Raw genomic sequence first — 13,134 nt, 5'->3', positions numbered from 1 at the left:
CGTTTTAGAGAACGTGCCGATGAGAACATCGACTTTTCCGACCATATTCTGCATTGCGAGCATGCCCCAGACCGTCTGGGCCGATGCATCCGAGGAAATGTGCGCAATCGACCAGCAGCATGGCGCTATGCTCTCGGCACAGCTCCTGCAAAGCTGCCAACTCAGGCGTGCCTAGCAGGCCAAGATGACAAGGACTCAAGGTTGGCGCATCACCCATTTTGGGCATCTGTTTGCGGGCAAGCCAAGTCCGCCAGGGCGGACATTGCGCCCGAGCATGTTGGCCTAGGTCGAACGCAAAAAAAACAATTTGGAGCTAACTTGACGCCCCAATCATTCTTGATTATATACTGAAACCTGTATAAAGGGAAAGCAAATGGAACGGCTTGTGTACGACAACGTCTTCGAGTCACTCGTTGACGACAAGGATGAAGCTGCCGATTTGAGCTTCCGGGCTGCCCTGATCTCCGCTCTCGTCGATCTAATCCGGGATCGCGGGTGGAAACAAGCAGATGCGGCAGAAGCACTAGGCATCCCACAGCCAAGAGTTAGCGAGCTGATGCGGGGGAAGGTTCACCTGTTCTCCGCTGATAGGCTCATTGGCTATCTGGCCCGCCTCGGCGTTCGCTTCAAACCATCCTTTGAACATCACAGAATAGTCTGCGATGTAGAAATGACAGAGGCCGCTTAAGGCGGCCTCAGTTGTCTCTTACTTCTTCTTTTGCTTCTTCCGAGCGTTAACCTCTTTCATCATCGCCTTGAAGCGCTCGTCCACCGTCTTCATCGCTGCCCTATCGACCCCGTTTGTGGTTTTGGTGAAAGCGTGCAGCACGAAGACGGTATCTTCGTACTTGGCGCAGTAGACTGCTCGGTAAGCCGGACTTCCATTCTCGATCAACTCTATCACGCCAGGTCCGATTCCACTTAAATGTTTAAAATCCGACAGGGGGTCCTTGCCTTCTTGCACCCGCTGCAGGTCCGTCGCGAATTGGAGTCCGATGTCCTTCGGGAGAGCCTTCATCGCCTTCAGTGCGGAATTATTGACGTACTCTAAATTCAATTTTTTGGACATTTTCCCTCATCACTTCATAAAACCTCTCTTTCCATCCACTCGATCACTCGATCCCAAGCCTCCCAAGCTTATTCGATTCGAAAACCTACCAACAGCGGCAGGTGATCTGAGGCTCGACGTGCAAGCGGATCGAATACAATTGACGACGACCTTACCCGGATTTCCTGCGATACGAAGACATGGTCGATACGCAACAGGGGATAGCGCGAAGGAAATGTCGGTCGAGGCTTTGTGGCTGTCAATAATTGCGCATCGCGAAAGTGCGTTGACAGCCGTTTATAGGCGGAAGTCGAGGGTGTGGCATTCAGATCTCCGCAGACGATTGACGGCGAGGAACGAAACTCAGCATGTCCAATCCAGTCGTCGCCGAGCAGTGCCGCGACCTGCCGGACACGGTCGCGGCTGCGAAGCCCTAGGTGCGTATTGAGTACGTTGAGCGGTTCCCCGTGAACATCGACCTGCACCCAGATTGCGCCGCGCTTTTCGCCGATCGAGGGAAGGGCTGCAGCCCTTACCAGGCGCGTGGGCAGTGCTGTCAGAATTGCGTCGCCATAGCGTTCTTCCTCGACATGCAGTGCCGGGTGAAAGTGGGCGTTCATCTTTAGCAGCGCCGCTATAGTCGCCGCCTGGTCGACACCGCCGGTTCTTTTTCGGCCGACGTCCAGCTCCTGGAGTGCAATGATGTCTGCTTGAGATTGCGCAATGACATCCGCAATCCGGTTCAGGTCAATCCTGCGGTCCGTCCCGACACAGCTGTGAACGTTGTAGGTGAGAATCTTGATCTCGCGCCGGTCGCGTGGGGGACAGGAGGGTGGTGTAGCCATTCAGCGGGAACCCGTCTCGCCCAATTTCGTTCCCAAAGACAAAGACAACAAACGGACGGATCCCTCATGTCGGCAAGGCGCATCCTTTTCAATATTTTCCTCGTGTTCGGCCTGCTGCTTGCGGCTTACCTGCTCTACAAGGTCTTTAGCCGGTATACCTTTGACGAGATCCTGCAATCGATTGACCAGATTCCCCGCTGGCGTCTGGTTTCAGGCGTCGCATTTTGTGCTCTTTCCTATCTTTGCCTCACGGGCTTCGATTGGATGGCCTTGCGATATGTTGGCCGGCCGCTGGCCTATCCGAAAGCAGCGATTGCCTCCTTCACCGCACTTGCGATCGGCCATAATCTTGGAGTGGCCGCCCTAAGCAGCGGCGCCGTTCGATATCGCTACTACACACGATGGGGGCTGAACGCCGAGGAGGTCGCCAAAGTCGTCTTGTTTTGCGGGGTAACGGTCATGCTCGGGCTGTCTGCACTCGGAGTCATAGTCTGTCTCGTAAATCCAACAGTTGTCAGCAAACTGTTGGGTGTGAGCAGCAGCAATCCCTTCTGGATCGGTCTCGGCGTACTGTCATTGCCGGTAGCCTACGTCGTTCTTTCCGCCATGGTGCGCTCGCCATTGCGGCTCTGGAAATGGCGTTTCACAATGCCGAACATCAGACTTGCAATTGGACAGATCGCGATTGGCACGCTTAACTTCACCTTCGTTGCCGCCTGTCTGCATCAGGTCCTGGCAAGCGAGGCGCCGGTGAGCTTCGTCCAAAGCGCAACGGCGTTCGTCCTCGCCAACGTGGCCATTCTTGTCGCTCACGTGCCGGGCGGCCTCGGTGTGCTGGAGGCCACAGTCACGACCGTGCTTCCAGGCGCTGCGTCGATCGGGGGGCTCGTGGCATTCCGCGTGATTTATTTCCTAGTGCCGTTGCTGTTGGGATTGCCCGTCTTCGCAATCAGCGAGTTGATAACCCGCAACGCGAAAAAGATGCGGCTAGACAAGGGTCGCAAGAAACCGTCCGAGCCTCAAGCGCAACTTCTGTAGTGGCCAATAAGGCCGCCGGGGATCGACAAGTGCGGACCCCGGCAAGAGGCCCGTCTCGCTGCAATCAGGATCAACCTCGTACTCTCTCAAGCCACGCTCCTGGGTGTTCAGCGCAGCGATAGCTCCAAGCATTGATCGCGACTTCTCCACCTCACGGACCTCGGCAGCGGTCGCACTCAGGTGCTCGGCGATGAGGCGGTGGCGAAGTGACGCAATGGCCTCCTGGTGGGCAGCGCAATCGGCTTCGAGTGCGAGATCGCACTCCGTATCCAGGCCTTCTGAACGATTGTTGAGGTTGGAGGATCCTACGCGTACGAAGCGGTCGTCGATGATAATGAGCTTCGAATGAACAGTGATTTCCTCCTCGCCGCCATTGTCGTCGGACGTGACGGCATACATTACCTTCAGTCGATCGAACCAATCGGCGCGCTTCAGACGCCGTATCAGGCGGTCGCGGTTGCTGCCCATGGCGAACTTCTCTATCCAACCGTGCGAGGTCTTTGTGACGATTACCGCGATCTCAGGCCCGTTCGGTTCCTTCAATCGCCTTGCAAGCGCCCGGCCGACGCCGGCGGACGCAAGATATTGAGTTTCGACATAGATATATCTCTTGGCTGCGGCGATGGCATCGCGCGTGAGCCGACGTGCCTCATAGCGTCCACGCTTGCCAATGAGGCCTGGTTCGGTCAGGGCGATAGCCGCGGGAGCTTGCATCATGTCGGCCGCCAAAGCTGGTCGGATGATCGTCGCATCGATCTCGGAAGACACACTCTCGCTGGTTGCCCTCTTCCAACGTCGTCTGGCCACATCACGGATCATTCCCGCTACCTCACCCGAAACCAGGCATTGAACATCGTGAACAGGCGGGTAGGGAGTACCGTCAGGCGAGAGTCTTAGAGGATTTGCGCTCCGGTGGTCGGATTCGTCCCATCGCCTGGCTGTCAGGTCGATGCCACCCATGAAGGCGACACTTCCGTCAATCGAAACGAGCTTCTGGTGGTGGCAAGCACGCAGTGGATGTTTAAAATCGAAAGTCAATGAGATCTGCGGATGTCTGGAGATTGGGCTCTGTCCAAACAGCCGCAGTGACTTGCCCGAATAAATGGGCCCCATCCCCCAGACCAGAATTCTGACCCTGAGTTGCGGGAGGTTATCCACCAGCGACAAGAGACGTTCGCAAAGGGTTTCAGTACTTGAATGGGGTCGCAGGCGAATATCCGGGTTAAAATCCCAACCAATGATCCAGATTTCGCGCTGTGCTCGCCCAAGCGCGTCGTCGAGGGCAGAAAAGTATGCTTCGCCGTCGATCAGAAATGTGGCTTCATCAGCAACGCCAGTGCGCCAGGCGTTGCGTCCACGGCGGACGATACTCCGTAGAGGCTTTTGACCTGCCAAACGGCTTAGAGAAGAAAAGACAGCCTGGAAGCGATCCGGAGGGGGGGCATTGTCTGCCGATCGATACTCGTGCATTTGGCGCTGTTTTTCCTGTAACTTCGTGGCGATTTTGATGTCTCGCGAAACGCGCCCGGCGCGCGGCCTGTTCCAGATCCGTCCAAAAAAAGTCGTTGCCAGCTCAATACGATCGCAGCGGGTCCGCCAGTCCATGTCCCCGTGCGCCGTCCAACGCCGCGAAGGCAACGGCACGCCGGTCCCAACTTGTCGATGACTAGCAACGGGTTGCTCGGTCAATGACAGGGACGAAATGGCGCCATCTCGCCGAGATTCACGACGTCCTTTCTTCACCTGCGCCCGGCATTGCTGTCAGTTGTCGCCTGACCGTTTTTGACGGCGACGCCACGCTCATGCCGAAATTGCCTGTTGTTGGTATGTCGTGGACCAAAGGGCGCAATATGGAATTTATCAGTCGTTTCGTTGACCAGCCGATGCTTCAGGGGGCGTCGCGGGCACTCCAGATCTGGCATGAGAAAAGCCGGCGCTCCCCGGACGAGCTCGGTCCGGCTTGGGAGCTCATCGTGATTTCGTGCCTGATTGCCGCGAGTTGCTGGTTCCTCTCAGGAACAGGATGGTTGATTGCGGCAAGTACCTTAATGCTTCTGTCATTGCGCCCCGCATGGAAACTTTTGGCAGGACCGAAGCGCGGTGAGTATGACGCACGCGCCTATCGCGCAAGGGCGGCCCTCGCAATCAGGAAGCGAGAAACCGAGTGGTCGGTGCGGATGCTCGTCCTCCTGATTTCTGTCTGCCTGCCAATGATTGCTCGCGCAGGCGATCAATCCGGAGAATTGTTCATTCTCGGAGCAGGTGTCTGGTTCGTTTTGACTATTCCCGTAAATGCATATCTGGCCGCCGCTGAGCCTCCGAAGCCCAATGATGGTGACTTTGCGTTCAGCAGGAGCCGCACGCTGGCAGCTGTCTGAGCCACTACTGCCCGGCCTCGGAACCAATCGCCTCTCGCTCCGTTTTCCTCTCGTCAAAATGACGGAGGTTGAAATGCTTTACTACGCTCTTGTATTTTTGGTGGTCGCATTGATTGCCGGTGTACTTGGTTTCGGCGGTATCGCTGGAGCTTCTGCATCGATCGCTCAGATCCTGTTCTTCATCTTTCTCGTGCTTTTTGTCGTCTCAATCGCAATGCGTGTGATGAAGCGATGAGGAACTCTTTGGAATGAGCCTCGCTCGGTGGCGGAAATCCACCGCCGTGTCTGTTCGTGTGAGATTTGGGAGGAAAGCCTCCAGCTTCGCGATGACGCGCGGAAAATTCGGAGAGACTAGGATGAATGCCGACACCACTGGACGCCCGGTCGAGTTCGACACCGACGACGAATTACAGGAGCACTTGGCTTTGCTGGAGGCCGATGCTCGCGCGGAGGATCGAGTGGTACCTGATGCGCTTTCGCGGCGAACTTTAGAGGACGTTCACGCGGATTTTTTAGCAGTAAAGGATGAAGTTGAGCATCTTCGTGCGAGGCTTTCCGTTGTTACACAGCAAGCTGAGACCGTAATCCGTTCACGTGCCGAATGGGCCGATGCGAGCGCGAATGCGCAACTCGGTGATTACCCATGGCTGAAACTGGCGGGAGCAATGGCCGGTACCTATGTCCTGGCAAGCCTTGTTCGCACGATACCGCTCGGATCAGCAGTCACTGCGGCCCTGCCGCTTGTGACAGCAGCCATTCAGCGGCGGACCGAAGGATAGGGGCTTCCATTCATAGGTCTCAAAGAAATTATGGGCCCCGTAACCGCGAGCATGGACAGCCTGCTCCGGAATGCGTTCGTGGTCGAAATGGAAAATCTTCTCTCGGAAGTGAAAGTCATCAACGATGAGGCGCCCGCGGGCGCCCCCAGTGAATTCTGGTCGTCAGCGACCGGCGCGCCTTGTGACGTGGTCAGGACTTCGGCGCCGTCTTCGGCAAATTGATGGAGCTCGCCACCATTTCCTCGATGAGGCTTTTGGTCGTGAATCGAGCAAGATTGATTTGGCGCTTCGTGGTTCTCTTCGCCATCGGTTGCTTTCCCTAAATTGGAGATGCGATTATTTCCCGTCGCTTAGATCCCTTCGGTGCAACGGAACCGATCTCTCAACTTCAATGTGAACGTTGAAGTTCCCGACAGGCTGCGAATTCCTCATTCCGGTGGAAATTGATATCGCCTGGCTGCCCCGGGTTCGCTTCTTTTGGCTGAGCAGCAACTTCTCATCCCGGCTCCACGCTCGGGCGGTGGTTCAATTGGAGATGCCGATCGGGGCGGTGACCTTGGACCTTGGTCTGAGCGCCGTCAGACTGAAGTCCCGGGCCGGGAACCGTTGCTGCGCTTGGTGGTTCGTTCAGCGAGCGGACAATACCGCTTCCAAATGGAGGAAAATTTGAATGCGTATAAAATTGATAGGAACTGCCACTGTGGTCGCTCTCGCATCTACTTTTGCCTACGCGCAATCATCGACGGTGACGGGCGCTGCGGGCGGGGCAGCAACCGGGGCAATCGTCGGTGGGCCGGTCGGTGCAGCCGTTGGAGGCATCGTCGGTGGCGTGGCAGGTAGCCTTATCGATCCGCCGCCCCAGAAAGTCGTTACCTATGTGCAGCAAGTTCCGGCTCCGACGTCCAAAGTCGTCGTCAAGGAAAAGGTGGTTGTTGGCCAACCGCTCCCCGAGACGGTCGTTGTAACGCCGATTCCTGATGATCCAAAATATGCCTATGCGATCGTCAATGAGCGACGGGTAATCGTCGAGCCATCCTCGCGGAAGGTGATCCAGGTCATCCAGTAGTCGTAAGAGGATGCTGGACGCATGCCGGTGGGGGGCAATTCCCCGCCGGCTCACCTGCCGTCACCGCGGCTTAGGGGAATCGTGTGACAAAGCTCATAACAGAGATCAAGCTTGCCCAATTTGAGCTTCCCTATCTGGATAGGGTCGACAGACGCAATCTTGTCGGCCGTATCGTTGATGAGCTGCGGTTCTATCGGTCAAGAAAACTTGGCGAGGTGGCGTTAGACCGATATTTACGCCTCGATGCGCTGATTAAATGCGTTTCGCTGATGATAGCTGACATAGCAGAGATGGACGACGCTGAATTTCAAATCGTCCTGAACGAGTTCGCAAAGCTGGTGGCGCTCCTCGAGAACCTTGCATCCGGTGGCAAGGACGCGGTAACGCTCCATTGATAGCGGGTACTGTGTCCGTGGACTCATAAACGCTCAGCCAGGGGCGTATGGCCGCGAGCGTGGCGGAAGCGAGGTAGTTGGCAGCACGCTGGTGGTAGCGCGTCGTGTGCACCGACAATGCTCGATCCGGTTGAAACCGCTCAACCGGTTTTTTTATCGGTAAGGGTGTGGGCTAAAGCAAATCGGATTGCGCCGGTGCCGACGGGGCAACGATCGCATGGATCTGGTCGATGACGCTTGATAGGTAAGGGCATGGCGCATCGGACGGTCCCCTTTCGCAGCTTGCTCCACGCCTGCGGGCTCGTTCAATTTCTAGTTCGCCTCCGCGACCAGACTTCGTTCGGGCGCGGTCGCTTGATCGTCGCAAAAGAGCCCATTTCTACCGGCCGGCGACGTGCTAAGCTTGTTTAATGACAGCGGCTAACCAATACAGTTTTCGCAAAGCGACGTTGGATGATCTCCCGTTGCTTAGACTATGGCAATCGAACCCGCATGTCCGCGAATGGTGGGACTCAGATGAGCCGTACGATGCGACAGACTTGGCTGATCCTCGGGTAGCGCGTTGGATTGTTTCAATCGCCGAACGCCCCTTTGCGTTTATGCAGGACTATACCGTCCACGGCTGGCAAGATCACCATTTTGCCAAGCTTCCCACGGGATCGCGGGGAATCGATCAATACATAGGAAACCCCGAAATGATCGGTGTTGGGCACGGATCAGCGTTTATCGGGGTGAGAATGAGGGCTCTGTTCAATGCCGGCGTACCCGCTATCGCAACCGATCCTCACCCGGCCAATGAACGGGCGATTGCCGTTTACAAGAAACTGGGTTTCGAACCGTTCGGATCACCTCAAGAGACGCGGTGGGGCTTGATTTTGCCGATGCTTGCGAAGCAGTAAGCGGCACGCCATCATTTGCAGCTTCGTCCACATCCGAGACGTGGCCGCCGCGTAGTACCTGTACACTCGGTGGCTGACACCGAGCGTATACGTCTATAAGCAGGCAGCCTAACCTCCTTTGTGATTTTCGATCCGGGATGCGGGAAACTACTGTTGCGTTTTGGAGTTTTCGCAGCGGTCGCATTCGTTGCTGGCGGAGGCGTTTTTTTGCCAGTCTCGACACTGCCGTGGATGTCGGCGCGGATGATTGTGCGCGATGATCTTGAAGGACCTTCCCCCGACGAATTCGAAGCTATTCTTGTCGATCCGAATGGCATCACAGAGTTTCGCTCCAAGCAGCCGGTCAGCGTTCCATATCCGATGGCAATGATCGACAGGCTTCCAAGAGATATCCAGTAATTATCCAGGGCGAGGTTTTGAACGTCGCTTCCCGAAAGCGACTGCAAAGAAAGCGGGATTTTGTTCGATGTCTCCAGCAAAAAGCACGTGGTCTGTTCTCACGACCAAGTAGTGTTTCGATCACCGTACCACGAGGTCGTCCGCGGTTACGAACGCGTTCTCTGATCTTGACCTAGAACTCGCAACCGCGGGAGGCAAGCTGCATCTTTCGCCGGATAATCACGTTCATGCTCTTGCCCGAATTCTCTGCCTTGGTCAGGAGTTTGGCGCAGGCCTTGGGGCTCAGTTTCCGAGCTTGCTTATTTTCCGGCGGTTGATCTGATACTGTCGGGCGAACTGTCATTCCCTGGCCCGACGCGTCGAAAGACCCGCATAATAGTGTGGCGAGACCGATCATTGCCACATAATGAATTTTACGCACGGGAAACTCCCTTATTCGCGTGTTTGGCTTGTAGCAGGAGGCAGTTATGGCTCAGTTGCTCGAGTATTGGTCGGTTAGGTTGCCGCCGAGATTCGAGTTCGACAACGGCCTGTACTTTTCCGCGAAGCGCAAGGCCTTTTCATCCTTTTGACGCTTGAGATAGGGCTCCAGCCACGCAAGCTGAAACGGCTCCAATGTCTCGCTGCCGGTTGAAAACGACTGCTCGGTGCCCGCTTTTGCTGCCGCCAGCTGAGGGTTTTCAAGCGCAGAAAGTGTAAAGTCCACGATCCGTTCGAGCTTTGCGCCGCAAGCCTGGAACCCATCACCGGTACGGTTGTCCAGGAGCACGGTGTTGACCACCAGGGGCGCGACCGCATGCAACTGATAATGCAAGGCCTTGTCTCCTCTTTTCATTTCGAAAGGAAGAGCCCCGTCGTCGTCGGCCGAACACACGACCATTTCAGTGGACTTCGAGCCCCAGGAAATCAGCGCGTCGTCGTTCGTCGCCAGCCCGATCTGGGTGACTGCGAGCGCTGCCCAGGCCCGAAGGTTGTTCTGTGATGCCATCTCAGGCGCATCGTTATCGAAGAACGATTGCAGCGTATGGCCGAGTGGACCCAACCATGCCTCGATTGTCCGTCGCTTCTCTGGAGGTGGAGCTGTTTTCTCTTTTGCCTCGTTATAGGCAATCGCGATTCCGGCAAGGCGTGGCGAAACGGCGAGCTTGGCATTCACGGTGCTCAGATCCGACAATGCCCCTGCATCCGCCCATGATGCCAGGGCACTGTAGAGACACAAGTGTTTCTCGTCGTTGGCATGCTTGCCGGATGATCCCTTGTTAAGCGCGGCAACCGCTCTGACGAACAGGTCCAGAGGCCGAAGCGCCTTGTTGACTGCCGCGTTTCCATCCTCATCGATTTCCGAGCGCGAGGCATCGCCTTTCTCATAGCGGCTCCCGATTTCGAGGCTCGCCATAGGTTTCGGCACTCGCGGGCACTTAAGCTCGGCCTGCGCGAGCTGCGCCTCGACGGCAAGCAGACCCAGCGCCAACAATGGGACAAGAGCAGTCCGACGGAATGTCAATGGGGTCAAAGGCCACCACAGTGGCAGGAGAGTGCAACGTCTCATTTAATTTACCTTCGTTGACATAACCGACAGCATTTCATTTGCCTGTTTACTTCCAAGACGCGCTGCTTTTTCAAGCCATAGCTTCGCCTCCGGCAGGGATGGCGGCGTGCCGATCCCGTAAGCGTAATTTTGTGCCAGTAGCACCATTGCCTCGGAATCGCCCTTGTCTGCGGCCTTGCGGAACAGATTCGTCGCACTCGACGCTGCCTCGGCACCCCCACTGTTTGCAAGCTTCAGTTTTGCGTACTCACGCATTCCGACGGGATCACCCGATTGAGCCGAGCGCTCGTAGATTGAGGTGAGGTCAATCCGGGCGAGGAGCTGTTCGTAGACAGTCTTGTGTGACCGCGCCAATCCATTCAAGCGGCTGGCAACCCGATCTGCGGAAGCATTTTGGATAATAGCGACCATCAACGTGGTCGCTTTCTCGAGCGAGAATTGCTGCCCCTGCCGATCGGTATATGCCTTCAAGAGATACTGCTCAGCCCTCGCGTCACCGCCGCGTGCTGCAACCTCAAACAAACGCATTGCGCTGTCTTGTCCGACTGGCGAAGGAAAGGTCGAATAGGCTTCCGCAAGCACTCTTGCTCTCCAGGGCTTGTCCTTTGAAAAGGTCTCGCCAACGTCCATCCAGTCCTGTGCTTTTTCAGGCTCGCGCAAATCGATATAGGCGTGCGCCATCGACAAGGCGGAATCAAAGGAGCAATCCATGAGGCTTTGAGCTCGCAGCAGATATTTTTCCCTCGTTGCGACATCGCTGACGTACCTCGCCGCGAAAATCGATGCATCTGCGTCGCCTCGATCAACGATGGCCGAGCGATACTGATTGTAGATTTCAGCCGGTGCCGCAAACTTGGTGGCCAGCAACTGCAAGGCCTTTCCGTTGCCATGTGAGGCCTCAAGTCTCAGATATTTCTCTGCCGTTGCCAAAAGTCTTGGATCTTCTGCAAAGGATGAAAGTATGAGTTCGCCGGCCCCGATGCGTGCAGCCGAGCTCGGCAGGTCCGCGGCCGAAAGAAACCGGTCCAATGCGGCGCGCTTCTTGCCGATGTCATTGCCGGCAGCCTGTAGCATCAGGGCCGCAAACGCCGCTTCGGCATCGGGGCTGCGCGACAGCCGACCCTCCCATTCCTTGATTGCATCCGCGTCCTTCGCGATAGAAGTCAGATACCAGAGATAGCCCGCAATCGCCTTTGGTTGTCCGTTGAGCGCGCCGGACTGCAGCAATGCGGTTTGCGGATCATCAAGATGGTGCACGAGCCCATCGATGTCTTCGACAGACCATGCGCTGGCCTGCGATCCCTTGGCAGCATTTGACCAGTATTCCGCCTGTTCGAGTCGCGGTCCGTCTGGTGCATGACACAGATACGCATCGCGCAGATCCTTCATCGTGTCTGTCCGGCCGAAATTGTCGAGGAGCGCCAATAGGAGATTGATGCCCTCATCGAAATTTCCATCACCTGTGCTGCTCAGGCGAAGAGCAGCAAGGCTGTGCATCGATGTCATGTCACGACGATCAGCGCCTTGCTGAAAGAACTTGCTTGCCTGATCATGCGATTTCCAGAAACCATCCTTGTCAATCGCTAGATTGGCCAATCGCGCAAAAACCCAGCCGGGGGCATCCTCGAGTGACGCGAGTTCGTTCAGTGCTTGCACGTACTTCTCCCGAGCGTCCTTTGCATCGGATTCGCCATAGAGATTGGCAAGCCTGATCAAGCTGCTGCGATGTCCTGCCGCAACCGCCTGGCGATAATAGTATTCCGATTTTTCAAGGTCCTTTGTAACGATGGCGCCGGCCTCATACACGTGTGCAAGCTCTGACTGGGCAGCAATCACGCCATTATCGGCCGCAAACTTGAGGTAGTGCATGAGAACGGCATTGTCCTTGCGAATATCCGCGCTTTCGAGGTGATAACGGGCTACTTTCCAGGCTGCGTTGCCATCGCCAAGATCGGCGGCAAACCGCAACCATGCCTCCGAAATCGTCCGGTCTTGCTTGACCACGTCTCCTTTTTCGTACTCTCGCGCAATGCGTGCCACGCGATCGCAAATTCCGCTGTCGAGCTTTCCGACCATTGCGCCAAAAGCCATGGTTATGGCCAGCGATGGATCGACAGACCAACCCTCGACCCGTTCGCCATCAAGGTTTCGCTTGGCGAGCTGCAGGAGCGCGTTCGGGTTTCCACCATAAGCGGCATTGACGAGATAGGAGAGAGCTTTGGCTTTGTCCTTTTGAGCGACGACCCCCGTCAGTATCAGTTCAGCAGCGAGATCGAGGTCCTTCGGCGCACCTGCCTCCGCCTGCGTGAAAAATGTTTCCAGGACTCCGTTACTCTCAAGCTCCTTAATTTTGCCGGCACGCAGATAAAGGGTAATCCTGTCAGCCTCCAGGTCCCGTGGCTTCAGGCTGCGGTCAATGTCCGGCAGAAGCTCGATCATGCGGGCGATGATGGGGAAATAAAGTTCCGGATCGATGTCTCGCAGCCGTTGAGCCTCGCGTTGGATGATCCAAGATTGAAGTTTTGGCAGCGTCTTGCGATCCCATGAAACCCACCGATCGATCACTTCTCCATCGGGCGCGCGCTGTACACAGACGGCCTTGACATCTACCTTGGGCGGCAGGAACTCAATGGCCACCGGATCTGCCTTGACCTGGTCGATCGCCAGTGCCAGCCACAGGCAGGTCGCAACGGCCCCGGCGAAAAAAGGTGCAGAACGCAAAACTTGAGACAGCATAC

Annotated in this window: 16 protein-coding genes and 1 pseudogene; 10 read left to right on the top strand and 7 right to left on the bottom strand. The window is 56.3% G+C overall.

Going from position 1 to position 13,134, the window contains the following annotated elements:
• Positions 1–373: 373 nt before the first annotated feature.
• Positions 374–688, top strand: coding sequence for a helix-turn-helix domain-containing protein (locus AC1DE4_RS13805; RefSeq protein ID WP_477881723.1), 315 nt, complete (start codon positions 374–376; stop codon positions 686–688).
• An 18-nt stretch (positions 689–706) separates the two neighbouring features.
• On the opposite strand, the gene AC1DE4_RS13800 is transcribed toward AC1DE4_RS13805, so the two are convergent.
• Both AC1DE4_RS13800 and AC1DE4_RS13795 read right to left on the bottom strand, forming a co-directional pair.
• Complete coding sequence (locus tag AC1DE4_RS13800; protein ID WP_477881721.1) at positions 707–1,069, bottom strand: type II toxin-antitoxin system RelE/ParE family toxin; 363 nt, start codon at positions 1,067–1,069, stop codon at positions 707–709.
• Between the two features lie 68 nt (positions 1,070–1,137).
• Positions 1,138–1,893, bottom strand: a complete 756-nt coding sequence (locus AC1DE4_RS13795; protein ID WP_477881719.1) for an endonuclease/exonuclease/phosphatase family protein — start codon at positions 1,891–1,893, stop codon at positions 1,138–1,140.
• A 66-nt stretch (positions 1,894–1,959) separates the two neighbouring features.
• On the opposite strand from AC1DE4_RS13795, the gene AC1DE4_RS13790 reads away from it, so the two are divergent.
• Complete coding sequence (locus AC1DE4_RS13790) at positions 1,960–2,931, top strand: lysylphosphatidylglycerol synthase domain-containing protein (RefSeq protein WP_477881717.1); 972 nt, start codon at positions 1,960–1,962, stop codon at positions 2,929–2,931.
• On the opposite strand, the gene AC1DE4_RS13785 is transcribed toward AC1DE4_RS13790, so the two are convergent.
• On the bottom strand, positions 2,881–3,648 hold the full coding sequence (locus AC1DE4_RS13785; RefSeq protein WP_477881715.1) for a phospholipase D-like domain-containing protein: 768 nt from the start codon (positions 3,646–3,648) through the stop codon (positions 2,881–2,883). The two genes, AC1DE4_RS13790 and AC1DE4_RS13785, sit on opposite strands and share 51 nt — an antisense overlap.
• Here AC1DE4_RS13785 and AC1DE4_RS13780 point away from each other — a divergent pair.
• From AC1DE4_RS13780 to AC1DE4_RS13765, 4 genes are all read left to right on the top strand, one after another.
• Positions 3,647–3,781 carry a hypothetical protein gene (locus tag AC1DE4_RS13780; protein ID WP_281412475.1) on the top strand — a complete coding sequence of 45 codons (135 nt, stop codon included), beginning with the start codon at positions 3,647–3,649 and terminating at the stop codon, positions 3,779–3,781. The genes AC1DE4_RS13785 and AC1DE4_RS13780 overlap by 2 nt on opposite strands.
• A gap of 838 nt (positions 3,782–4,619) precedes the next feature.
• A complete protein-coding gene (locus AC1DE4_RS13775) occupies positions 4,620–5,309 on the top strand; it encodes a hypothetical protein (protein WP_477881713.1) in 690 nt (229 codons plus the stop codon).
• A 73-nt stretch (positions 5,310–5,382) separates the two neighbouring features.
• Positions 5,383–5,544, top strand: coding sequence for a DUF1328 domain-containing protein (locus AC1DE4_RS13770; protein ID WP_018859876.1), 162 nt, complete (start codon positions 5,383–5,385; stop codon positions 5,542–5,544).
• A gap of 121 nt (positions 5,545–5,665) precedes the next feature.
• Positions 5,666–6,088 carry a hypothetical protein gene (locus AC1DE4_RS13765; protein ID WP_477881710.1) on the top strand — a complete coding sequence of 141 codons (423 nt, stop codon included), beginning with the start codon at positions 5,666–5,668 and terminating at the stop codon, positions 6,086–6,088.
• A gap of 9 nt (positions 6,089–6,097) precedes the next feature.
• On the opposite strand, the pseudogene AC1DE4_RS13760 reads toward AC1DE4_RS13765, so the two are convergent.
• Positions 6,098–6,354, bottom strand: a pseudogene (locus tag AC1DE4_RS13760) (catalase); the annotation flags it as partial.
• Positions 6,355–6,758: 404 nt separating this feature from the next.
• Between AC1DE4_RS13760 and AC1DE4_RS13755 the strand changes: the two are divergent.
• The 4 genes from AC1DE4_RS13755 to AC1DE4_RS13740 all read left to right on the top strand — a co-directional run bounded on the left by AC1DE4_RS13755 (position 6,759) and on the right by AC1DE4_RS13740 (position 8,847).
• Positions 6,759–7,154 (top strand): DUF1236 domain-containing protein, encoded by a 396-nt coding sequence (locus AC1DE4_RS13755; RefSeq protein WP_477881708.1) that lies wholly within the window; start codon positions 6,759–6,761, stop codon positions 7,152–7,154.
• An 83-nt stretch (positions 7,155–7,237) separates the two neighbouring features.
• On the top strand, positions 7,238–7,549 hold the full coding sequence (locus AC1DE4_RS13750) for a hypothetical protein (protein ID WP_477881706.1): 312 nt from the start codon (positions 7,238–7,240) through the stop codon (positions 7,547–7,549).
• Positions 7,550–7,959: 410 nt separating this feature from the next.
• Positions 7,960–8,448 (top strand): GNAT family N-acetyltransferase, encoded by a 489-nt coding sequence (locus AC1DE4_RS13745; RefSeq protein ID WP_477881704.1) that lies wholly within the window; start codon positions 7,960–7,962, stop codon positions 8,446–8,448.
• 207 nt (positions 8,449–8,655) lie between these two features.
• The gene (locus AC1DE4_RS13740; protein ID WP_477881702.1) at positions 8,656–8,847 is read left to right on the top strand and encodes a hypothetical protein; all 192 of its coding nucleotides are present in this window, start codon (positions 8,656–8,658) and stop codon (positions 8,845–8,847) included.
• Positions 8,848–9,019: 172 nt separating this feature from the next.
• On the opposite strand, the gene AC1DE4_RS13735 is transcribed toward AC1DE4_RS13740, so the two are convergent.
• The 3 genes from AC1DE4_RS13735 to AC1DE4_RS13725 are packed head-to-tail and all read right to left on the bottom strand — an operon-like array spanning position 9,020 to position 13,132.
• A complete protein-coding gene (locus tag AC1DE4_RS13735; protein ID WP_477881700.1) occupies positions 9,020–9,268 on the bottom strand; it encodes a hypothetical protein in 249 nt (82 codons plus the stop codon).
• 51 nt (positions 9,269–9,319) lie between these two features.
• The gene (locus tag AC1DE4_RS13730; protein ID WP_477881698.1) at positions 9,320–10,396 is read right to left on the bottom strand and encodes an alginate lyase family protein; all 1,077 of its coding nucleotides are present in this window, start codon (positions 10,394–10,396) and stop codon (positions 9,320–9,322) included.
• The gene (locus AC1DE4_RS13725; protein ID WP_477881696.1) at positions 10,397–13,132 is read right to left on the bottom strand and encodes a tetratricopeptide repeat protein; all 2,736 of its coding nucleotides are present in this window, start codon (positions 13,130–13,132) and stop codon (positions 10,397–10,399) included.
• Positions 13,133–13,134: the final 2 nt, after the last annotated feature.

The sequence above is a fragment of the Rhizobium sp. 10N414 genome (assembly GCF_056394785.1).
This window is presented reverse-complemented; position numbering and strand designations above follow the sequence as displayed.

Excerpts from the sequence above, each read along its gene's own strand:
- AC1DE4_RS13805 (WP_477881723.1), top strand. The coding sequence starts at position 374 with ATGGAACGGCTTGTGTACGACAACGTCTTCGAGTCACTCGTTGACGAC.
- AC1DE4_RS13800 (WP_477881721.1), bottom strand. The coding sequence starts at position 1,069 with ATGTCCAAAAAATTGAATTTAGAGTACGTCAATAATTCCGCACTGAAG.
- AC1DE4_RS13795 (WP_477881719.1), bottom strand. The coding sequence starts at position 1,893 with ATGGCTACACCACCCTCCTGTCCCCCACGCGACCGGCGCGAGATCAAG.
- AC1DE4_RS13790 (WP_477881717.1), top strand. The coding sequence starts at position 1,960 with ATGTCGGCAAGGCGCATCCTTTTCAATATTTTCCTCGTGTTCGGCCTG.
- AC1DE4_RS13780 (WP_281412475.1), top strand. The coding sequence starts at position 3,647 with ATGTCGGCCGCCAAAGCTGGTCGGATGATCGTCGCATCGATCTCGGAA.
- AC1DE4_RS13785 (WP_477881715.1), bottom strand. The coding sequence starts at position 3,648 with ATGATGCAAGCTCCCGCGGCTATCGCCCTGACCGAACCAGGCCTCATT.
- AC1DE4_RS13775 (WP_477881713.1), top strand. The coding sequence starts at position 4,620 with ATGACAGGGACGAAATGGCGCCATCTCGCCGAGATTCACGACGTCCTT.
- AC1DE4_RS13770 (WP_018859876.1), top strand. The coding sequence starts at position 5,383 with ATGCTTTACTACGCTCTTGTATTTTTGGTGGTCGCATTGATTGCCGGT.
- AC1DE4_RS13765 (WP_477881710.1), top strand. The coding sequence starts at position 5,666 with ATGAATGCCGACACCACTGGACGCCCGGTCGAGTTCGACACCGACGAC.
- AC1DE4_RS13755 (WP_477881708.1), top strand. The coding sequence starts at position 6,759 with ATGCGTATAAAATTGATAGGAACTGCCACTGTGGTCGCTCTCGCATCT.
- AC1DE4_RS13745 (WP_477881704.1), top strand. The coding sequence starts at position 7,960 with ATGACAGCGGCTAACCAATACAGTTTTCGCAAAGCGACGTTGGATGAT.
- AC1DE4_RS13730 (WP_477881698.1), bottom strand. The coding sequence starts at position 10,396 with ATGAGACGTTGCACTCTCCTGCCACTGTGGTGGCCTTTGACCCCATTG.
- AC1DE4_RS13725 (WP_477881696.1), bottom strand. The coding sequence starts at position 13,132 with ATGCTGTCTCAAGTTTTGCGTTCTGCACCTTTTTTCGCCGGGGCCGTT.